Raw genomic sequence first — 20,108 nt, 5'->3', positions numbered from 1 at the left:
AGCCCGACACCCGAAACGACGAGAGGCAGACCATGCGCAGCAAACTCGTCCTGCACGCCGTCGACTCGCACACCGAGGGCATGCCGACCCGCGTGATCACCGGCGGCATCGGCACGGTCCCCGGCGCGACCATGAACGAACGCCGCCTCCACTTCCGTGAACACCGCGACGACATCAAGCAGTTGCTGATGAACGAGCCGCGCGGCCACTCGGCGATGAGCGGCGCGATCCTCCAGCCGCCCACCCGCCCCGACTGCGACTACGGCGTCATCTACATCGAGGTCTCGGGATATCTCCCGATGTGCGGGCACGGGACCATCGGCGTCGCGACCGTGCTTGTCGAGACCGGCATGGTGGAGGTCGTCGAGCCGGTGACGACCATCCGCCTCGACACCCCGGCCGGCCTCGTCGTCGCCGAGGTCGCGGTGGAGGACGGGGCCGCCAAGGCGGTCACCCTCCAGAACGTGCCGTCCTTCTCCGTCGGCCTCGACCGCAAGATCACGCTCGCCGACGGGCGGACGGTGACCTACGACCTGGCGTACGGCGGCAACTTCTACGCGATCCTGCCGCTCGACCAGTTCGGGCTGCCCTTCGACCGGGCGCGCAAGGACGACATCCTCGCCGCCGGACTGTCGCTGATGGACGCCATCAACGCCGAGGAGGAGCCCGTCCACCCCGAGGACCCCTCCATCCGTGGCTGCCACCACGTGCACCTCGTCGCCCCCGGTTCGACGGCCCGGCACTCGCGGCACGCGATGGCGATCCACCCCGGCTGGTTCGACCGCTCACCCTGCGGAACGGGCACCAGCGCGCGCATGGCCCAGCTGCACGCACGCGGTGAACTCCCCCTGCACACCGAGTTCCTGAACGAGTCCTTCATCGGAACGCATTTCACCGGCCGACTTCTCGGCACCACAGAGGTCGCCGGAATCCCGGCCGTCCTGCCCAGCTTCACCGGCCGCGCCTGGGTGACCGGCACGGCCCAGTACCTGCTCGACCCCAGTGACCCGTTCCCGGCGGGCTTCGTCCTCTAGAACCGCCCGCGAACCGCCCGCGAACCGCCCGCACCGACGAGAGCCCCAAGCGCCAAGGAGACACCTCGATGCCCGCCCAGCGCCCCAGTGCCCCCGCCCTGCCCACGCTGGGCGGCAACAAGCCCAGCTACCGCGAGCGCGTCGCCGACGCCCTGCGCGCCGCCCTGATCGCCGGGGAACTGCGCCCGGGCGAGGTGCACTCCGCGCCGACCCTCGCCGCCCGCTTCGGCGTCTCCGCCACGCCCGTACGCGAGGCCATGCTCGACCTCGCCAAGGAGGGCCTGGTCGACACGGTGCCCAACAAGGGCTTCCGGGTCACGGCCGTCTCCGAGAAGCAGCTGGACGAGTACACCCACATCCGCTCGCTCATCGAGATTCCCACGACCGTGGCGCTCGCCGCCACCGCCGACCCGGCCGCCCTGGAGGCGCTGCGCCCGGCCGCGCGGGAGAGCGTCACGGCTGCCGCCGGCGGTGACCTCATCGCGCACGTCGAGGCGGACATGCGTTTCCACCTGGGCCTGCTCGCCCTGTCCGGCAACGAGCACCTGGTCGAGGTGGTCCGCGACCTCCGCAAGCGCTCCCGTCTCTACGGCCTGCACGCGCTGGTGAAGGCGGGCCGCCTGGAGGCGTCCGCCGCCGAGCACCTGGAGATCCTCGACGCGCTCATCGCCCGCGACGAGGCGACGGTACGGGCCGTCATGACGCGGCACCTCGGACACGTACGGGGCTTGTGGGCGGCCGAGTGACAACTGGAGATCCGGCGGGTTCCCGGCCGTTTCCCTTCCTGGCTCTTCCAGGTCAACGCGGCCTGGCTGGAGCCGTCCCCCGACCGCGACAGACCTGCCCGCCCGGACCCGCGCCCTGCTGTTGAACGACGAGTTCGCCGACGCCGAACCGAAGAAGCTCCGCTACCTGTGCACGGCATCCCGGGAACCTTCGGGACAAGTCCTGTCGCGCTGAGTCGAAGAGGCGTCGTGCCGTGTCGCGCGCGATGCCCATCAGCTCGCCGACGATCGAAGCAGCTTCGATCCGAGGAGAGAATCATGACTGCACCGGCGACGACGGGCAGCGCGGTGGTGCGTGGCGCGTGCCCGCACGACTGTCCTGATACCTGCGCCATGCTCGTAACCGTCAAGGACGGCAAGGCAATCGAGGTGGCCGGCGATCGGGAGCACCCGTTCACCCGCGGTGGCCTGTGCGTGAAGGTCGACAACTACTTGGACCGGGTCTACAGCCCGGATCGGGTGCTCTACCCGCTTCGGCGTACCGGCCCGAAGGGCAGCGGTCAGTTCGAGCGGATCACATGGGACGAGGCGCTGGACGAGATCGCTGAGAAGTTCCGGGCGATCTCGGCGGAGTACGGCCCGGAGGCGATCATGCCGTGCAGCTACCTCGGCACGCAGGGGATCCTCAACGGCCTGAACGTCGGTGACCCTTTCTTCGCGAAGCTCGGCGCCACCGTCTCGGAGCGGACCTATTGCGATTCGGGTGCGTGTACCGCGTACATGATGACCATCGGCGACAGCGCGGGCGTGGACCCGGAGAGCTTCGTGCACTCGAAGTTCATCCTGATCTGGGCGTGCAATGTCATGAGCACGAACCTGCACTTGTGGCCGCACATCGCGGAGGCGCGCAAGCGCGGGGCGAAGGTTGTGGTGGTCGACCCGGTCAGGACGCGGACGGCGAAGGCCGCCGACTGGCACATCCCCATCCGGCCGGGTACCGACGGCGCGCTGGCCATGGCGATGATGCACGTCATCATCAACGAGGGGCTCACCGACGACGACTACGTCGCCCGCTACACGGTCGGCTACGACGAGCTGGTCGATCGGGTGGCCGAGTGCACGCCGGAGTGGGCGGCCGCCGAGACCGGGGTTCCGGCGGAGGACATTCGCCGACTGGCGCGGGAGTATGCCACCTCGCAGCCGTCCGTGATCCGTATCGGGGTGGCGGTCGAGCGGCATGCCGGCGGCGGGCAGACGGTGCGGGCGCTGTCCTGCCTGCCGGCTCTGGTGGGCGCCTGGCGCAAGCCCGGTGGTGGAATTCTCCAGCTCCCTCTGTGGGCGTTCCCCGTGAACTGGGGGGCGTTCATGCATCCGGAGATGCTCACTCCCGGCACGCGGGTGGTGAACCAGTATCTCCTCGGTGAGGCACTCACCGGTGGGTTGGAGTCCGGCCCGCCGCTGAAGGCGCTGATGGTGTACAACTCCAATCCGGTCGTGGTCTGTCCCGACCAGGACAAGATGATCCAGGGCCTGAGCCGTGAGGACTTGTTCACCGTGGTGAGCGAGCAGTTCATGACCGACACGGCGGAGTTCGCCGACATCGTTCTGCCGGCGACCACTCAGCTGGAGCAGGAGGACATCATGTTCTCCTGGGGGCATATGTACGTCTCCTACAACCACCGGTCCATCGAGCCGCTGGGCGAAGCGGTGCCGAACACCGAGTTGTTCCGCCGGCTGGCGGCGAGGATGGGCTTCACCGACGACGTGTTCCGGCGCTCCGACGAGGACATGGTCGCGGAGGCGTTCGACTGGTCGGCGCCGGCGATGCGGGGCATCACCGTGCAGTCGCTCAAGGAGAAGGGCTGGCAGCGGCTGAATCTTCCCTCGGCCGATGAGTACGCCCCGCATGCCGAGGGGAACTTCCCGACCGCGTCGGGCAAGGTCGAGTTCAAGTCCAGTGCCGCGGCCGGCGGTAACTTCGTGGTTCCGCTGTTCCGGCAGGGCTCCAATGACCATCAGCCGGGGAACCCCATCGACCCGCTGCCGCATTACATCCCGCCCCGCGAATCCATCCGCGCGAACCCGGAACTGGCCGCGAAGTACCCGCTGAACCTGCTCACTCCGAAGTCGCACGCGTACATCAACTCCAGCAGCGCCAATCTGCCCATGCACCGCAAAGTGCAGGGGGAGCAGACGATCCTCATCAGTGCGGAGGATGCCGAAGAGCGGGGCATCACGACCGGCCAGTACGTGCGTGTGTTCAATGACCGCGGCGAGTTCGTGGCCCGCGCCAAGGTCGATGCCTCGGTCCTGACCGGCGTGGCTGTGTCTCCCATGGGGGGATGGCGCAAGCACGCCAAGACACTCTCGACGATCGCCTCTGTGACGCCGACGATTTTCGCCGACCTGGGGAACGCGCCGACGTTCTCCGACACCCTGATTCAGATCGAAGGGGCCTGAGTCCTTTTCGAGTGGCGCTGCCTGCTGAATGGCGCGCACAGACGACATCACGAGGAAAAACCATGGCTTATGTTGTGACGGACGCCTGTCTGGACATCCTGGATCGGTCCTGCGTCGAAGAGTGCCCGGTCGACTGTATTTATCAGGGCGACCGGATGATGTATATCCACCCCGACGAATGCGTCGATTGCGGTAAGTGCATGCCGGCCTGCCCCAGCGACGCCATTCACTGGGAGCACAAACTGCCTGAGGAGGCAGTTCCCTTCAAGGAAGCCGCCGTCGAGTTCTTCGATGAGCACCCGGACGCGGCCGGCGGGGCGACCCCGCGTGGGCCGGTCGGGGTCGATCACGCGCTGGTGGACGGGAGGCGGACCGACCGTGCCGAGTGAACTGCCCCCCTCCGCGGATCCGGGGGGGCGCCGCATGGTGGACGTGGCCATCGTCGGCGCAGGGCCAACCGGGCTGTACGCGGCCTATTACGCGGGGTTCCGGGGTCTGTCCGTAGCGCTTGTCGACGCCCTGGAACAACCCGGCGGACAGATGGCGGCGCTGTATCCGGAGAAACAGGTGTACGACGTCGCGGGCTTCCCCGCGGTGCGGGCCCAGGACCTCGTCGACTCCCTGGTCGAACAGGCGGCCATGGCCAAGCCGGAATACCTCCTCGGCCATCAGGCCACCACCTTGACCGAGACCGACCAGGGAGTCGAGATCACCACCAGCCGGGGGACTGTCGTGGCGGCGAGGGCCGCCTTGATCACCGGCGGGATCGGTAGCTTCAGTCCCCGCCCGCTGCCCGCGGCGGTGGGGTACGAGAACCGCGGCCTGAAGTACTTCGTGCCGAGGCCGGACGAGTTGGCTGGCACCGACGTGGTCATCGTCGGGGGCGGGGACTCAGCCGTGGACTGGGCCCTGAGCCTGGAACCAGTCGCCCGCAGCGTCACGCTGGTGCACCGGCGGCAGCAGTTTCGCGCGCACGACTACAGCGTTCAGCTTCTGCATGCCTCGTCCGTCCGGCTGTGCACGCCGTTCGAGGTGCGGGCCGTCCGTGGGGGTCGGCAGATCGAGGAAGTGGAGATCGCACACGCGCGGTCCGGCGCCGGGGAAGTGCTGAAGGCCGACTCAGTGGTGGCCGCGCTCGGCTTCCTGTCCAACATCGGCCCGATCACACAATGGGGTCTGGCACTCCGCGGCCGGCATCTCCTGGTGGACCGATTCATGCGCACGAACTTCAGGCGTGTGTTCGCGGCAGGCGACATCGCGGACTACGACGGCAAGATCAAACTCATCTCCGTCGGATTCGGCGAGGCGGCACTCGCGATCAACAACCTGGCTCCCCTGGTCGACTCCCGGCTGCAGGCCGTCCCGGGGCATTCGAGCGACGCGCTCCAGCGTGCCGGCGGCGGAGGCTGACAGCTGGGGCTGACGGCAGGGGGCCGGGCATGCTGACAGCAGGCAGGTCCAGCCCCCGGGAGCCTTCTGGATTACGACCGGGCGCGTGCGCGGTACTCGCTCGGGGACATCCCGTACACCTCGCGAAAAGCCCGGCTGAAGACGGCCAGCTCGCTGAAACCCCAGCGCACGCTGATCTCCGTGAGCGTCAGTTCACGATCCGCCCGGGCGAGGAGCTCACGGCGACACCGTTCCAGCCGTCGCTGTCGAATGACCTGAGCCACCGTGCTTCCCCGCCGCGCGAACAGCCGCTGCAGTTGGCGGGTCGAGATGAAGTGCGCGTGAGCGACCAGCGTCGGGCTCAGGCAGGGATCGTCGAGGTTCTGGTCGATGTAGGCGTCGATCTGTCGCAGCAGTCCCTCGTGAGCAGCGCTCCCGCCTCCGAGCCCTGACGCCTCGGCCGCGATGGTGGCGACCAGCTCACCGACCTCGTCCGCGAGGCGAGCCGCGTTCGGGGGGCTGACCGTGGGGCTGGTGACGAGCAGATCGGCGAGCATGCGGCTGAGTACGCCCGTGATCCCGCTGCTGCCGTCCAGCGCATGGCAGGTGACCTGCGGCGATTCGTGCTCGGTCAGTTTCACCGTCTCACGCGGCCAGGTGAAGACGCTCAGCTCCCACTGCGGAAGCTGGGGCTCCGCTCGCAGTGCCCAGGAGAACGGCCGCTCCGTCTCGTAGACCACGAAATCGCCTGGCCGCAGCACGCACGCACGGCCGTCCTGGGTGACGTGTGCCTCCCCGCTGCGGACCAGACCCACCTGCAGGTATCGCGCGCCATCGCGGTGCAACAGGTCATCCGTGCGAGCGATCTCCTGAGTCACCGAGCGGACACTGGACACCCGAAGGTGGCCGAGGAAGCTGCTGCGCACCCCGCCGGTGAACTGGCCGTCCGATGTGGCACCGACGTCCAGGGTCACGAAGTGTTCCCGCAGCATGTCGCGCCACACGCCGTGCCGGCTCGTTGTGGTCACATCCGTGGTGGTCGCAAACGTGACATCGGGCGCTGACGACATGGCGAACCTCGCTTGGCCGCTGCTGGTTTGCGTAGCCGGGGCACCTGCGGCCCGCTACGGCCGTACTCGTTTTCGAGATCACGGCACTCCACTCTTCGCCGGAAGCTAGCGCGCCCTGTGTCCCCCCGATGTTGGATGTCTGTAAACAATAAGAAAACTATGATTCACGGAATGATCTTGATGGGCGGCCGCCGGGTGATCCGGGCAACCATTCCAGGCTGCGGAGCAAGCGCAGGCACCTGAATTCTCTGGGATGTCGTGTCGCGTTTCGTCAAGGAGATGGCGCGGAAAGTGACGCGGCGCCGGGCCGGCCTCATAGATCATGGCGAAACGCGACAACGGAAGAGCCGGCCGCCACGCCAGAATTGGGTGGGCGCCCAGGCCTTTGGCTGCGTACTCGAATCAGCCGGTCAAAAGGGAACTGATCAGCCGGTCAAAAGGGAACTGAATTGTTCGCAGCGCAGCAGATGGCGGCCGCCGTACAGGCGATACCCCTGCGCCCCAGCGGTCTGAGGGGACGACAATGAACAGGCACTACGCGGTCGGCACCGGAGCCGCGGTGATCGGGGCACCTCCGGCGGACGACATACAGGCAGATGACCATTGGGTCGGGCTCAGTCGCGCGGAACTCCGGGCTGACCCGGCGCTGGCTTGGGCCACCAGGCCCGGATGTGGTGCCGTGGTGTCGTTCACCGGCGCGGTCCGGGACCACAGCAGCGAGTGTGACCGGGTCGTTGCCATCGATTACGAGGCATTCGAGCGGCATGTGGTCCCGCGACTGCGGCAGATCGCCGGCGCGGCACGGAACCGGTGGCCCGACCTGGGCCGGGTGGCGTTGTTCCACCGGGTGGGCCACGTGCCGGTAACCCAGGCCGGCGTGCTGGTGGTCGTCTCGGCGGCGCATCGCGAGGAGGCGTTCAGCGCGGCGCGATTCTGCATCGACGTGATCAAGGAAGCGGTCCCGGTGTGGAAGCGCGAGTACTCCCAGGACGGTGGAGGTCACTGGGTGCCCACGGGGCACCAGATCGAGACCGTGGGCGACGCCGCACGGCGGTGGGATTCGCCACGGGACCAGGGAGCGATGGCGACATGACGGGCAAGCCGGGAGCAAGCTTGCTCGACGTTCGCGGGCGCCCCCTGCGCGACCTGCGGATCTCTCTCACCGACCGGTGCAATTTCCGCTGCCGCTATTGCATGCCCCGAGAGCACTTCGGGTCGGCGCACCGGTATCTCGGCCGCGACGATCTGCTGGCCCCCGGCGAGATCGAGCGGTTGGCTCGGCTGTTCGTTTCCCTCGGCGTGCGAAAGATCCGGCTCACTGGCGGTGAGCCCCTGCTGCGACGTGGGATCGAGGACGTGGTGCGAGCGCTCGCGTCGATCCCCGAAGTCGATCTCGCCATGACCACCAACGGGGTTCTCCTGCCGGCCAAGGCCGACCGACTCGCCGCAGCCGGCCTGCGACGGGCAACGGTGAGCCTGGACTCCCTGGACGACTCGGTCTTCGCGCGAATAACCGACACAGCCGTCCCAGTGGCCCGGGTGCTGGCCGGTATCGAGGCCGCGACCCAGGCAGGTCTCACCCCCCTCAAGGTCAATATGGTGGTGAAGAGGGCCGTCAACGAGTCGTCCGTCCTGCCCATGGCCGAGTATTTCCGCGGCAGCGGGCACATCCTTCGATTCATCGAGTACATGGACGTCGGCGGAACGAACCACTGGCAGCTGGGTGAAGTACTGCCTTCGGCATCCGTGTTGGGCTTGATCAACGCCCGATACCCGCTTGTGCCCGTCGCCCCCAGCCAGCCCGGCGAGGTCGCCACGCGCTACCGGTACCGCGACGGAGCAGGCGAAATCGGCGTGATCGGATCAGTGACGCAATCCTTCTGCGGCACCTGTTCCCGCGCCCGCCTTTCCGCCGACGGAAAGCTCCACACCTGCCTGTTCGCATCAAGTGGAACGGATTTCCGAGCGCTGCTCCGGGCAGGCGCGAGCGACGCGGAACTACTCGACGTCATCCGCGGGCTCTGGACGGTACGTGAGGACCGGTATTCCGAGCTGCGTGGGCGGCCCGAGACCGTGGCGAAGCGCGTGGAGATGTCCTACATCGGCGGCTGACCAGTCCCCGACGGAGATGTCGGAAACGGAAGGAATCGGAGAAGAGCCATGCCCCGCTTGCTGCTGTTCGCCGCCGCGCGTGAAGCGGCTGGACGAAGTAATGACGTGATCCCTGGAGGCACTCTCGGGGAGGTACTCGAGCAGGCGTGCAGCCGCTACGGCCCCGCCTTCGCCGAAGTCCTCGCCTACTCACGCGTCTGGGTCAACGGCGAGGGCCGACAGGACGCGACCGGCGCCGCGTGCGCGCCGGATGACGAGATCGCCGTCCTGCCACCGATCAGCGGTGGCTGAGGGATCTACGGAGTTGCCGGTCCACATGAGTTCGGTCGATGACTACCGTGCCGAGAGGCTCACATCGTTCACCCGTGCCAATTGCCTCATCGCGCTCCCGGAGCAACTCACGGACGCCGACCGAGGTGACGAGGTGGACATCCTGTTGCTCGACGGTGTGTAGCTCCCCGCTGAGGAGGATCCCAGGAACCGGTCGGCCCGTCCCTGTGGGCCGCCTCCCGACTGCGATACAACTGGAGCATGGCAAAGATCCTCATCAGCGCCGACATGGAGGGCGCCACCGGGGTGACCTGGCCGGCCGACGTGCTGCCGGGCACACCGCAGTGGGAGCGGTGCCGGTCGATGTTCACCTCGGACGTGAACGCCGCCGTCCGCGGCTTCTTCGATGGAGGCGCCGACGAGGTCCTCATCAACGAGGCCCACTGGACCATGCGCAATCTGCTCCTTGAGGAGCTGGACGAACGGGCCGAGATGCTCACCGGGCGGCACAAGTCGCTGTCCATGGTCGAGGGTGTGCAGCACGGGGACGTCGACGGCATCGCGTTCGTCGGCTATCACGCGGGGGCGGGCATGGAGGGCGTACTCGCCCACACCTACCTCGCCAACTCGATCACCGGCGTGTGGGTCAACGACGTACGGGCCAGCGAGGGCCTGCTCAACGCGCACGTCGTCGCCGAGTACGGGGTCCCCGTGGTCCTGGTCACCGGCGACGACGTGGCCTGCGAGGACGCGCTCGGCTACGCGCCCGAGGCGCTGAAGATCGCCGTCAAGGACCACGTCTCGCGGTACGCGGCCGTGTGCCGGACTCCGGCCCGTACCGCCGCCGACATCCGAGCGGCGGCGAAGGAGGCCGCCCAGCTCGCGGTCCGGCACGAGCCCACCCGGGCGGGCCCCTTCACCGTGGCGCTCGAGTTCGACGCCGAGCACCTGGCCATGGCGGCCACCGTCGTCCCGGGCGTCGACCGGACCGGGGAACGGAAGGTCGCGTACACCAGCCCGACCATGTACGAGGGCATCCGAGCCTTCAAGGCGGTCACCACGATCGTCTCGGCCGCAGTGGAGGAAGCGTATGGCTGACGAGCGCACGATCGACGAGCGCGTGGTTGACGAGCAGGCCCTCGACGAGGTCGTCCGGTTCACCTCCGACCTCATCCGCTGCGACACCACCAACCGTGGCGGTGGGGACTGCCAGGAGCGGCCGGCCGCCGAGTACGCCGCCGCCCGGCTCGCCGAGGCGGGCCTGGAGCCGACCCTCCTGGAGCGCACGAAGGGGCGTACGAACGTCGTCGCGCGCCTGACGGGCACCGACCCGTCCGCCGACGCGCTGCTCGTCCACGGTCACCTGGACGTCGTACCGGCGGAGGCGGCGGACTGGAGCGTGCACCCGTTCTCCGGGGAGATCCGCGACGGGGTCGTCTGGGGCCGGGGCGCGGTCGACATGAAGAACATGGACGCGATGATCCTCGCGGTCGTCCGGCAATGGGCGCGCTCCGGTGTACGCCCCCGCCGTGACCTGGTCATCGCCTTCACCGCCGACGAGGAGGCGAGCGCCGAGGACGGCTCGGGTTTCCTCGCCGACCGGCATCCGGGCCTCTTCGAGGGCTGCACCGAGGGCATCAGCGAGTCCGGGGCGTTCACCTTCCACGACGGCGCCGGCCGCGAGCTGTATCCCGTCGGGGCCGGTGAGCGCGGCACCGGCTGGCTGAAGCTCACCGCACGCGGCCGGGCCGGCCACGGCTCCAAGGTGAACCACGCCAACGCGGTGACCCGTCTCGCCGCCGCGATCGCCCGGATCGGTGCCCACGAGTGGCCCGTCCGGCTCACCCCGACCGTCAGCGCGGCGCTCACCGAAATGGCCGCGCTGTACGGCATCGAGGCCGATCTCGACGATGTGGACGGGCTGCTGGACAAGTTGGGGCCTGCCGCCTCTCTCGTCGAAGCCACCGTGCGCAACAGCGCCAACCCCACCATGCTCAACGCCGGTTACAAGATCAACGTGATTCCGGGGGAGGCCGTCGCCCACGTGGACGGCCGCTTTCTGCCCGGCACCGAGGACGAGTTCCGCACGACCCTTGACCAGCTCACCGGACCCGACGTGGAGTGGGAGTTCCACCACCGTGAGGTGGCCCTGCAGGCGCCGGTGGACTCGACGACGTACGCCAAGATGCGCGCGGCCGTGGAGGAGTTCGCGCCCGAGGGGAATGTAGTGCCGTACTGCATGTCCGGCGGCACGGACGCCAAGCAGTTCTCGCGCCTCGGCATCACCGGATACGGGTTCACGCCGCTGAAGCTCCCCGTGGGATTCGACTACCAGGCCCTCTTCCACGGCGTCGACGAGCGCGTGCCGGTCGAGGCGCTCCACTTCGGCGTCCGCGTGCTCGACCGTTTTCTGCGCACGGCCTAGGGAAGATGGGGGACATCGTGCAGACCCTGGCCTATGGTTCCTGGACTTCGCCCATCGACGCGTCGCTGGCCGCCGCGCACGACGGGCACCCCGACTACGTCGGCTTCGTCGGCGACGAGGCCTGGTGGACCGAGCCCCGGCCCACCGAGGGCGGCCGCCGCACCCTGGTCCGCCGCCGCGCCGACGGCACCGAGGAGTCGGTGCTGCCCGCCCCGTGGAACGTCCGCAGTCGTGTCATCGAGTACGGCGGACAGCCCTGGACCGGGGTGATGCGCGAGGACGGGCCGCTGGTGGTCTTCGTCGACTTCGCCGACCAGCGGCTGTACGCGTACGAGCCCGCCGCCCCCGACGAAGAGCCGCGCCCGCTCACGCCCGTGTCGCTCGTGGGCGGCGGACTGCGGTGGGTGGACCCGCGGTTGCACCTCGAACTGGGCGAAGTCTGGTGCGTACTGGAGGAGTTCACCGGCGACGGACCCACCGATGTGCGCAGGGTCGTCGCGGCGGTTCCGCTGGACGGCTCGGCGGCCCAGGACCTGGACGCGGTACGCGAACTCACCGACGGGCAGCACCGGTTCGTCACCGGGCCCCGGCTCTCGCCCGACGGGAGCCGAGCCGCCTGGCTCGCGTGGGACCACCCGCGGATGCCGTGGGACGGGACCGAGCTGATGGTCGCCGAGGTGGCTCCCGACGGAACATTGCGCGGGACCCGGAAGGCCGGCGGCGGCGCGGACGAGTCGATCGCCCAGGCCGACTGGTCCTCCGACGGTGCCTTGCTCTACGCGAGCGACCGCACCGGCTGGTGGAATCTCTACCGGGACGGCGAGCCCCTGTGCCCGCGCGAGGAGGAGTTCGGCGGGCCGCTGTGGAAGATCGGGCAGTGCTGGTTCGCACCCCTGGCGGACGGCCTGATCGCCGTCGTGCACGGCCGGGGCGCCACCGCGCTCGGCATCCTCGACCCGGAGACCGGCGAGGTCGTCGACGCGGCCGGACCCTGGACGGAGTTCGCGGCCACACTCGCCGTCGACGGCAGCCGCGTCGTCGGCATCGCGGCCAGCCCGCGCAGCGCGTACGAGGTGGTCGAGCTCGACGCCCGCACCGGCCGGGCGCGCGTCATCGGCGCCGCGCACGACGACCCGGTGGACCCCGCGTACTACCCGGAACCGCTGATCCGCACCTTCACCGGGCCCGCCGGGCGCGAGATCCACGCGCACGTCTACCCGCCGCACCACCCCGGTCAGGTAGCACCCGGCGACGAACTGCCGCCGTACGTCGTCTGGGCGCACGGGGGCCCCACCAGCCGCGCACCACTCGTCCTGGACCTCCAGATCGCGTACTTCACCTCCCGGGGCATCGGTGTCGCCGAGGTCAACTACGGCGGGTCCACCGGGCACGGCCGTGAGTACCGCAACCGGCTGCGCGAGCAGTGGGGTGTCGTGGACGTCGAGGACTGCGCGGCCGTGGCGCTCGCCCTCGCCGAGGAGGGCACCGCCGACGGCGACAGGCTCGCCATCCGCGGCGCCAGCGCGGGCGGCTGGACGGCGGCCGCGTCGCTGGTGAGCACCGAGGTGTACGCCTGCGGGACCATCCTCTACCCCGTCCTCGACCTCGCGGGCTGGGGCATCGGAGAGACCCACGACTTCGAGTCCCAGTACCTGGAGAGCCTCGTCGGACCGCTCGCCGAGGTCCCCGGCCGGTACGTCGAGCGCTCGCCCGTCGAGCACGCCGACCGCATCACCACCCCCTTCCTGCTCCTCCAGGGTCTCGACGACGTCATCTGCCCACCCGCCCAGTGCGAGCGGTTCCTGGCCCGCGTGGAGGAGCAGCCGCGACGCGTGCGGCACGCCTACATCGCCTTCGAGGGCGAGAGTCACGGCTTCCGGCGCCTGGACACGATGGTGCGGGTCCTGGAGTCCGAACTCTCCCTCTACGCCCAGGTCTTCGGCCTGAATCCGCCCGGTATCCCCACCCTGGAGCTCGCCAAGTGAAGGAACCCGCCACATGAAGGAACGCACCGCGTGAAGGAACTCAGCAGACCGCGGCGCCTGGTCCCCGGTGCCCGCGTCGCGGTCGTCGCGCCCAGCGGGCCGGTGCCCGAGGAACGGCTCCAGACGGGGCTCGACATCCTGCGAGGGTGGGACCTGGAACCGGTGGTGGGGCCCCATGTCCTGGACCGGCACGGGGAGTTCGGCTATCTCGCGGGCACGGACGCCGACCGGGCCGCCGACTTCCAGGCCGCCTGGTGCGATCCGACCGTCGACGCGGTGCTGTGCGCCCGCGGCGGGTACGGCGTGCAGCGCATGGTCGACCTGCTCGACTGGGACGCGATGCGGGCCGCCGGGCCCAAGGTGTTCCTCGGCTTCAGCGACATCACGGCCCTGCACGAGGCGTTCGCGACGCGCATGGGGATCGTGACGCTGCACGGGCCGATGGCGGCGGGCATCGACTTCATCAAGAACGCGCGAGCTCAGGAGCATCTCCGGGCGACGCTCTTCGAGCCGGAGTCGGTGCGGACCATCACGTCCGGCGGGCGTGCGCTGGTCCCCGGACGGGCCCGCGGCGTCCTCCTCGGCGGCTGTCTGTGCCTGCTCGCCGCCGACCTCGGCACACCACACGCCCGGCCCTCGGCGAGCGGCGGTCTCCTCTGCCTGGAGGACGTCGGCGAGGAGACGTACCGTCTGGACCGCTACCTCACCCAACTCCTGCGCGCGGGCTGGCTCGACGGGGTCGCCGGGGTCCTGCTGGGCTCCTGGGACGGGTGCGTCCCGTCGTACGACGAGGTGCGGTCCGTCGTCCTCGACCGGCTGGGCGGACTCGGGGTGCCGATCGTGGAGGAGTTCGGGTTCGGGCACTGCGCAGGGGCACTGACGATTCCGTTCGGGATGCGGGGGGAGCTGGACGCGGCGGCGGGGACGCTGAGGCTGGACGAGCCCGCGCTGATGTGACGGGGGAGCGCGCCGTGTCCTCAACTCGGGACATCCGAGTGAACCGAGTCCTCCACTGAATCTCCGTCAAGAAACGCCCGGCACGGAGATTGACCCTGTCTGACACGTGTCACAGCATGACTATCGGCCAGGTACTTACCGGTCGGTAGTCGGGTTGTCCCCAGTGTGGAGGTCTACGTGTCCCGTCGCTCTCGCATGCCTCGATCCCGCGCCTCGCTCGCCCTCGCTCTCGGTGCCGCGCTCACCGTGCCGTTCACGCTCACCGCACCGGCCTCGGCCTCGGCGGTGGCCCAATACACCGTCACCGCACTCAAGTTCACGGTTTCGGCGGGCGGCCGTACCTGCACCATCGACGCCGACCTGTACCGCCCGGCGGGCGTCGACAAGGCGCATACCGCGCCCGCCGTGCTCGCCACGAACGGGTTCGGCGGCAGCAAGTCGGACGGCTCGACGGACAAGATCGGGAAGGCCTTCGCCGAGCGCGGGTACGTCGGACTCGTCTACTCCGGGCTCGGGTTCGGGAACTCGGGCTGTCTGATCTCGCTCGACGACCCGCGTATCGACGGCCGCGCGGCCTCCTCGCTCGTCGACTTCCTCGCGGGGCGACGGGCCGCCGACGACGGGACCAGGGCTGACTTCGTGACGCAGGACGGCGCCGGCGATCCACGGGTCGGCATGATGGGCGGCTCGTACGGCGGAGCCATCCAGCTGGCCACCGCCTCCGTGGACCACCGCGTCGACGCGCTCGTTCCGCTCATCACCTGGCACGACCTGGCGTACTCGCTGGCGCCCAACAACGCCTCCCGTTCCGTGCCCGGCGCCTTCAAATGGCAGTGGGCCAACGGCTTCTACCTCATCGGGGAGAGCCAGCCCCTGCTCGTGCCGAACCTCGACCCCTCCCGGATCAACTCCATCCCGTGCCGGCACTTCGTGAGCGACGCCTGTGCGACCGTCCGGACCCTCAACTCCGGAAGATATCCGGCGCACCGGACCGCGAAGATGCTCTCCTACGCGCGGAGCGTCTCACCGGTGTCGTACCTGAAGAGCGTGCGGGCACCCACGCTGCTGGTCCAGGGCCAGGCCGACACCCTCTTCAACCTCAATGAGGCGGAGGCGACGTACCGGACGCTCAAGGCGCAGGGGACCCCGACCAAGATGATCTGGCAGTCCTGGGGGCACAGCGGCGGGCCCATCTCCCCAGATCCGGGTGAATTCAACCTGAGTCAGGGCAACTTGGACTCCAGCTATGTGGGCCGGCGGATCCTCGCGTGGTTCGACCGCTACCTGCTGAAGAAGAGCGTCGACACCGGGCCCGCGTTCGCTTACTACCGGGACTGGGTCGCCGCCCCCGGTACGTACGGCACGTCCTCGCGGGTCCCGTCGCCGAGCCGGACGCTGTACCTGTCCGGCGACGGCAAGCTCGTCGACAACCGGAGGAAGGTGGCACGCGGCAGCCGCTCGTACGCCAACTCGCTTGTGCCGACGAGTCATTCGGAAAGCTCGCTGGCCGGGCTGATCGGGATCACGGACCCGGCTCCGTACGACACCGAGGGCACGTACGCGGGCTGGACGAGCTCGCCTCTCGCCGGGCCCCTCGATGTCGTCGGCGTGCCGAGGGCCACTCTGAAGGTGGTCTCGCCGCAGGCCGAGCGGGTGCAGCACTCCGGGGACGCGGCGGACAAGCTGGTCCTCTTCGCGAAGCTGTACGACGTCGCGCCGGACGGGACGAAGACGCTGGTGCGCCGGCTTGTCGCACCCGTGCGGGTGCCGGACGTGCGCAAGAGCTTCACCGTGTCGCTGCCGGGGATCGTGCACCGCTTCGAGGCGGGGCATCGGTTGCGGTTCGTGGTGGCGGGGAGCGATGACGCGTACTTGGGGAACAGAGGGGTCAAGCGGGTGAGTGTGACCAGTGGGCCAGGGGAGACCGGTGTGCTTCAGCTGCCTGTCGTGGGCGGTTCACCGAGGTGATCGTGTCGAGCGGTTCAGCGAGGTGATCGTGTCGACGGGTTCGCCGAACTTTCCCGTCACCCGGAGGCCCCTCACCGCGCGTAATCCTCGCATTGCGCCCATCCTGATTACATGAGCCGGAAGACATCAGGTGGCAGCGGCGGCGGTGGCAGGGCCCGTGGCAGGGACCTGCTGACCCCTGCCCGGGTCGCCGTCGTCGCGCTGGCCGTTCTCGCTCTGGTCTTCATCTTCGAGAACACCCGCACCACGGAGATCCGCCTGCTGATCCCCGAGGTCACCATGCCCCTGTGGATGGCCTTGCTCGGCACTGCGGTGATCGGTGCGTTGTGCGGTGCCTATTTCGTGAAGCGCCGGAGGTAGCCGACCGCGTACCGTGGCGGGATGTCTGGCACCGCCGAATACCTCGCCGAAGGCGCCCGCGTGGGCATACGCCACTACACCCACGAGGACGGCGCCGAGTTCACCGCTCGGGTGCGCGAGAGCAAGGAGCTGCACCAGCCCTGGCTGTTCCCGCCGACCAGCACCGCCGCCTACGGCTCGTACGCCGGGCGGCTGATCGAGGATCCGACCAAGGCCGGGTTCCTCGTCTGCGAGAAGGACGGCGGCCAGATCGCCGGGTTCATCAACATCAACAACATCGTCGAGGGCGCCTTTCAGTGCGGAGCCCTGGGATACGGGGCGTTCGCGCACGCGGCCGGGCGTGGGCTGATGAGTCAGGGGCTCGACCTGGTCGTCCGGCACGCGTTCGGCAGGCTCGGCCTGCACCGGCTGGAGATCAACGTCCAGCCGGGCAACGCCGCCTCGATCGCGCTGGCCCGCCGCTGCGGCTTCCGGCTGGAGGGCTTCTCGCCGGAGTTCCTCTACATCGACGGGGCCTGGCGGGACCACGAACGCTGGGCCATCACCGCCGACATGCTTCGAGGCTGACACCGTCGTCGCCGCTTCCGGACGCGGCCGGACACCTTCGTGTGAACCCGGTGGGCGGTGGGAACCCGGGTGATCCCGCACGTTGGGAAGGAGGCGGACCCGATGACCACCAGGCCGCACGATCCCGGGGCCGATCCCGAGGACGAGGGCATCCCGGACATGCAGGACGGGACGCCGGAGCAGCAGCGGTCCAGTGATCCGCAGCAGCTGCCCGTCGCCGGGGACGAACCGACCATCGCCGAGGAGCGGGACACCACGGTCAACGAGGTGATCGAGCGCGAGCCGCTCGACGAACGGCTCGCGGACGAGGAGCCCGAGGTCGACGCCGAGGGCGAGCCGGGGCCGCCCGAGGAACCGGCCGGGCTGCTGTACGACGAGCCCGACCCCGACCTGCCCCGCGAACAGGACGTCTACTCCCAGGAGGGCACGACGAGCGGCCTGGCGGCGGAGGAGGAGGCCGTACGGATCAGGGACGAAGAGGACTTCGAAGACGATCAGCTGACGTAGGCGCTCGGCCACACAGGAATCTCGGCCACCCGCCGGTTCACGTGTCGACGTGTTGAGTGCGTGACGTGTTTGACGTGCCCGTTGGCGCGAGGAGCGGCGCGAGGAGCGCTACTCCGCGGCCCGGCGGTCCACGTACTCGTACACGTACCCGTCCGGATGCATCGCGATCAGGTTGCGGCCGACGGGCGTGGCCACCGGGCCCACGAGGACATGCGCGCCCGACTCGGTGAGCACGTGGTGGGCTTCGTCGACGTCCTTCACGGCGATCGTCGCAGAGACCTTCCGGAGCACCTCGAGCTCCGCCTCCGGTCCGCTCATCAGCAGGAAGCAGCCGACCGCGGCGACCGATACGCCGCCGCGTTCGAAGCGGAACGCCTGCCCGCCCGCCAGCTTCTCGTAGAAGGGGACCGCAGTGTCCAGGTCGTCGACGCAGATGCGCAGCGTGGCTCCCAGAATTTCCATGTGCACGAGCCTAGTTGGGGCCGGCCGGGAGCGAGATCGTTTCGAGAGATCGTTTTGAGCGGGTCCCACGTCCCGGCCTGATCCGGCCGGGCGGTACCCCGCCCGGCCGGGCGTTACGCGCGCGGGGGTACGGGTACTCGCGGGGCATGGACCGCATCGATCACCTGGAACATCTGGACAAGAGCCTGGTCGAGGAACTGGCGCAGGTGGCCCGCGACGCCGTACGCGACGAACTGCGGGAGCAGACCCGCAGGCAGCGCCGTACGGCCGCGCTGTACGCCGCGTCCGGCGCCGTCGCCCTGTATGCGGGCGCGGCCCTCGCCCTCACCTTCGGCCTCGCGCTCGCGCTCGGGATGCCCGACTGGGCGGCCGCACTGATCACCGCGGCCGTACTCGGCGTGCTCGCGTTCGTGCTGCGCAACGCGGCGCGGCCGTCGGCGTCCCGGCCCACACCGGAGCGGATCGCGGAGACACAGGGGCAGGGTGGGTCCGTCGGCGGCGCTACGACTCCCGGGACGCCGCCCGGCGGGCTCCCCGGGCCTGCCTATCCGCCGGTGCCGCCCGTCGCGCCGCCCGGTGGCATGACCGGTGCGCCAGGGGCGCCTGGAGCGGGCGCGCCCGGGGCGCCGGGCGGCCGCCCGGCGGATCCCGGCTCGCCGGACCACCCGGTGAGGTGAGCCATGTCGCGCCGCAGGGCCGTCGTGGTGACCGGGGCCAGCGGCGGCGTGGGCCGGGCCACGGCCCGGGCCTTCGCCGCCCGTGGCGACCGGATCGCCCTCCTCGCCCGGGGCCGCGACGGACTGGCCGCGGCGGCGGACGAGGTGCAGCGGATGGGCGGCGAGGCACTGGTCGTCCCTGTCGACGTCGCCGACGCCAAGGCCGTCGAGGACGCCGCCCAGCGGGTCGTCGACGCGTTCGGGCGGATCGACGTCTGGGTCAACAACGCTTTCGCCGGCGTCTTCGCACCGTTCACCGAGATCACGCCCGACGAGTTCCGCCGGGTCACCGAAGTGACGTACCTGGGCTATGTGTTCGGCACGCGCGCCGCGCTGCGGCACATGCTGCCGCGCGACCGGGGGACGATCGTGCAGGTCGGCTCGGCGCTCGCGTACCGGGGGGTTCCGCTGCAGTCCGCGTACTGCGGGGCCAAGCACGCCATCCAGGGCTTCAACGAGTCCCTGCGCTGCGAGTTGCTGCACGAGGGGACCCGGGTGCGTACGACCATGGTGCAGCTGCCTGCCGTCAACACCCCTCAGTTCGAATGGGTGTTGAGCCGGATGCCGGGCCGGGCCAGGCCCGTTCCGCCCATCTACCAGCCGGAGCTCGCCGCCCGAGCGATCGTGCACGCGGCCGGGCATCCCCGGCGCCGCGAGTACTGGGTGGGCGGCTCGACCGCGGCCACCATGGTGGCCAACTCCGTTGCCCCCGGCTTCCTCGACCGCTACCTCGCCCGCACGGGTTTCGACGCTCAGCGCGACGACGACGGCGCCGCTGGTGCCGACGGTCACGGCAACCTGTGGTCTCCGGCCGACGGGCCCTACGGCCGGGACTTCGGCGCGCACGGCCGCTTCGACGACGAGGCGCTGCCGGGTAGTGCACAGGACTGGGTGTCACGGAACCGGGGGCGGGTCGGAGTGGGACTGGCCATGGGCGGCGCGCTGGCGCTGGCAGCCCAGGTCAAGCGCAAGCTGTCAACTACCCGTCGCTGAACAGCCCCCGCCCCACGGCCACAGCGCCAGCACGGTCCGGCTCCGCCGGGCCGTCACCTGGCCGCTTCGCGGCCCTGGCGCTTCCGGCCCGATTCCGCGGTGCTCCGC

Annotated in this window: 21 protein-coding genes; 19 read left to right on the top strand and 2 right to left on the bottom strand. The window is 69.7% G+C overall.

Annotated features, from left to right (window positions below):
* Positions 1 to 32: 32 nt before the first annotated feature.
* The 5 genes from ACTWQR_RS10235 to ACTWQR_RS10215 all read left to right on the top strand — a co-directional run bounded on the left by ACTWQR_RS10235 (position 33) and on the right by ACTWQR_RS10215 (position 5,629).
* Positions 33 to 1,034, top strand: coding sequence for a proline racemase family protein (locus ACTWQR_RS10235; protein WP_443226638.1), 1,002 nt, complete (start codon positions 33 to 35; stop codon positions 1,032 to 1,034).
* Positions 1,035 to 1,102: 68 nt separating this feature from the next.
* Positions 1,103 to 1,780 (top strand): GntR family transcriptional regulator, encoded by a 678-nt coding sequence (locus ACTWQR_RS10230; protein ID WP_443226637.1) that lies wholly within the window; start codon positions 1,103 to 1,105, stop codon positions 1,778 to 1,780.
* Between the two features lie 297 nt (positions 1,781 to 2,077).
* Entirely contained in the window at positions 2,078 to 4,219 is a 2,142-nt protein-coding gene (locus tag ACTWQR_RS10225) for a molybdopterin-containing oxidoreductase family protein (protein ID WP_443226636.1), read from the top strand.
* Positions 4,220 to 4,281: 62 nt separating this feature from the next.
* On the top strand, positions 4,282 to 4,608 hold the full coding sequence (gene fdxA / locus ACTWQR_RS10220; protein ID WP_443226635.1) for a ferredoxin: 327 nt from the start codon (positions 4,282 to 4,284) through the stop codon (positions 4,606 to 4,608).
* A 34-nt stretch (positions 4,609 to 4,642) separates the two neighbouring features.
* Positions 4,643 to 5,629 carry an NAD(P)/FAD-dependent oxidoreductase gene (locus tag ACTWQR_RS10215; protein ID WP_443226634.1) on the top strand — a complete coding sequence of 329 codons (987 nt, stop codon included), beginning with the start codon at positions 4,643 to 4,645 and terminating at the stop codon, positions 5,627 to 5,629.
* A 71-nt stretch (positions 5,630 to 5,700) separates the two neighbouring features.
* On the opposite strand, the gene ACTWQR_RS10210 is transcribed toward ACTWQR_RS10215, so the two are convergent.
* Positions 5,701 to 6,636 carry a helix-turn-helix domain-containing protein gene (locus tag ACTWQR_RS10210; RefSeq protein ID WP_443226633.1) on the bottom strand — a complete coding sequence of 312 codons (936 nt, stop codon included), beginning with the start codon at positions 6,634 to 6,636 and terminating at the stop codon, positions 5,701 to 5,703.
* 565 nt (positions 6,637 to 7,201) lie between these two features.
* Between ACTWQR_RS10210 and ACTWQR_RS10205 the strand changes: the two genes are divergently transcribed.
* The 12 genes from ACTWQR_RS10205 (at position 7,202) to ACTWQR_RS10150 (ending at position 17,829) form a co-directional block, all read left to right on the top strand.
* Entirely contained in the window at positions 7,202 to 7,771 is a 570-nt protein-coding gene (locus tag ACTWQR_RS10205; RefSeq protein ID WP_443226632.1) for a molybdopterin synthase catalytic subunit, read from the top strand.
* On the top strand, positions 7,768 to 8,790 hold the full coding sequence (moaA, locus tag ACTWQR_RS10200; protein ID WP_443226631.1) for a GTP 3',8-cyclase MoaA: 1,023 nt from the start codon (positions 7,768 to 7,770) through the stop codon (positions 8,788 to 8,790). Before ACTWQR_RS10205 ends, moaA begins: the two co-directional genes overlap by 4 nt.
* 48 nt (positions 8,791 to 8,838) lie before the next feature.
* Positions 8,839 to 9,081, top strand: a complete 243-nt coding sequence (locus ACTWQR_RS10195; RefSeq protein ID WP_443226630.1) for a MoaD/ThiS family protein — start codon at positions 8,839 to 8,841, stop codon at positions 9,079 to 9,081.
* A gap of 25 nt (positions 9,082 to 9,106) precedes the next feature.
* Positions 9,107 to 9,244, top strand: a complete 138-nt coding sequence (locus tag ACTWQR_RS10190; protein ID WP_443226629.1) for a hypothetical protein — start codon at positions 9,107 to 9,109, stop codon at positions 9,242 to 9,244.
* Between the two features lie 77 nt (positions 9,245 to 9,321).
* Positions 9,322 to 10,158 carry a M55 family metallopeptidase gene (locus ACTWQR_RS10185; RefSeq protein ID WP_443226628.1) on the top strand — a complete coding sequence of 279 codons (837 nt, stop codon included), beginning with the start codon at positions 9,322 to 9,324 and terminating at the stop codon, positions 10,156 to 10,158.
* Positions 10,151 to 11,485: a M20/M25/M40 family metallo-hydrolase gene (locus ACTWQR_RS10180; RefSeq protein WP_443226627.1), complete on the top strand. Its 1,335-nt coding sequence runs from the start codon at positions 10,151 to 10,153 to the stop codon at positions 11,483 to 11,485. The genes ACTWQR_RS10185 and ACTWQR_RS10180 overlap by 8 nt, the downstream gene beginning before the upstream one ends.
* A 5-nt stretch (positions 11,486 to 11,490) precedes the next feature.
* Positions 11,491 to 13,470, top strand: a complete 1,980-nt coding sequence (locus ACTWQR_RS10175) for a prolyl oligopeptidase family serine peptidase (protein ID WP_443226626.1) — start codon at positions 11,491 to 11,493, stop codon at positions 13,468 to 13,470.
* Between the two features lie 30 nt (positions 13,471 to 13,500).
* Positions 13,501 to 14,427: a S66 peptidase family protein gene (locus ACTWQR_RS10170; RefSeq protein ID WP_443226625.1), complete on the top strand. Its 927-nt coding sequence runs from the start codon at positions 13,501 to 13,503 to the stop codon at positions 14,425 to 14,427.
* Between the two features lie 195 nt (positions 14,428 to 14,622).
* Positions 14,623 to 16,395, top strand: a complete 1,773-nt coding sequence (locus tag ACTWQR_RS10165) for a CocE/NonD family hydrolase (RefSeq protein ID WP_443226624.1) — start codon at positions 14,623 to 14,625, stop codon at positions 16,393 to 16,395.
* 111 nt (positions 16,396 to 16,506) lie between these two features.
* Complete coding sequence (locus ACTWQR_RS10160; RefSeq protein WP_443226623.1) at positions 16,507 to 16,755, top strand: DUF1049 domain-containing protein; 249 nt, start codon at positions 16,507 to 16,509, stop codon at positions 16,753 to 16,755.
* A gap of 21 nt (positions 16,756 to 16,776) precedes the next feature.
* Positions 16,777 to 17,322, top strand: a complete 546-nt coding sequence (locus ACTWQR_RS10155) for a GNAT family N-acetyltransferase (RefSeq protein ID WP_443226622.1) — start codon at positions 16,777 to 16,779, stop codon at positions 17,320 to 17,322.
* A 102-nt stretch (positions 17,323 to 17,424) separates the two neighbouring features.
* Positions 17,425 to 17,829 (top strand): DUF5709 domain-containing protein, encoded by a 405-nt coding sequence (locus ACTWQR_RS10150; RefSeq protein ID WP_443226621.1) that lies wholly within the window; start codon positions 17,425 to 17,427, stop codon positions 17,827 to 17,829.
* A 108-nt stretch (positions 17,830 to 17,937) separates the two neighbouring features.
* Here ACTWQR_RS10150 and ACTWQR_RS10145 read toward each other — a convergent pair whose 3' ends face one another.
* Positions 17,938 to 18,291 (bottom strand): VOC family protein, encoded by a 354-nt coding sequence (locus tag ACTWQR_RS10145; RefSeq protein WP_443226620.1) that lies wholly within the window; start codon positions 18,289 to 18,291, stop codon positions 17,938 to 17,940.
* 146 nt (positions 18,292 to 18,437) lie between these two features.
* Between ACTWQR_RS10145 and ACTWQR_RS10140 the strand changes: the two genes are divergently transcribed.
* Together ACTWQR_RS10140 and ACTWQR_RS10135 are read left to right on the top strand one after the other, a co-directional pair.
* A complete protein-coding gene (locus ACTWQR_RS10140) occupies positions 18,438 to 18,968 on the top strand; it encodes a phage holin family protein (RefSeq protein WP_443226619.1) in 531 nt (176 codons plus the stop codon).
* 3 nt (positions 18,969 to 18,971) lie between these two features.
* Positions 18,972 to 20,000, top strand: coding sequence for an SDR family oxidoreductase (locus tag ACTWQR_RS10135; RefSeq protein ID WP_443226618.1), 1,029 nt, complete (start codon positions 18,972 to 18,974; stop codon positions 19,998 to 20,000).
* The last annotated feature ends 108 nt before the right edge of the window (positions 20,001 to 20,108 follow it).

The sequence above is a fragment of the Streptomyces sp. 2A115 genome, assembly GCF_052245575.1.
Lineage (GTDB): Bacteria > Actinomycetota > Actinomycetes > Streptomycetales > Streptomycetaceae > Streptomyces.
The sequence above is the reverse complement of the archived record's forward strand: the minus strand, read 5'-3'. Positions and strand labels throughout refer to the sequence as shown.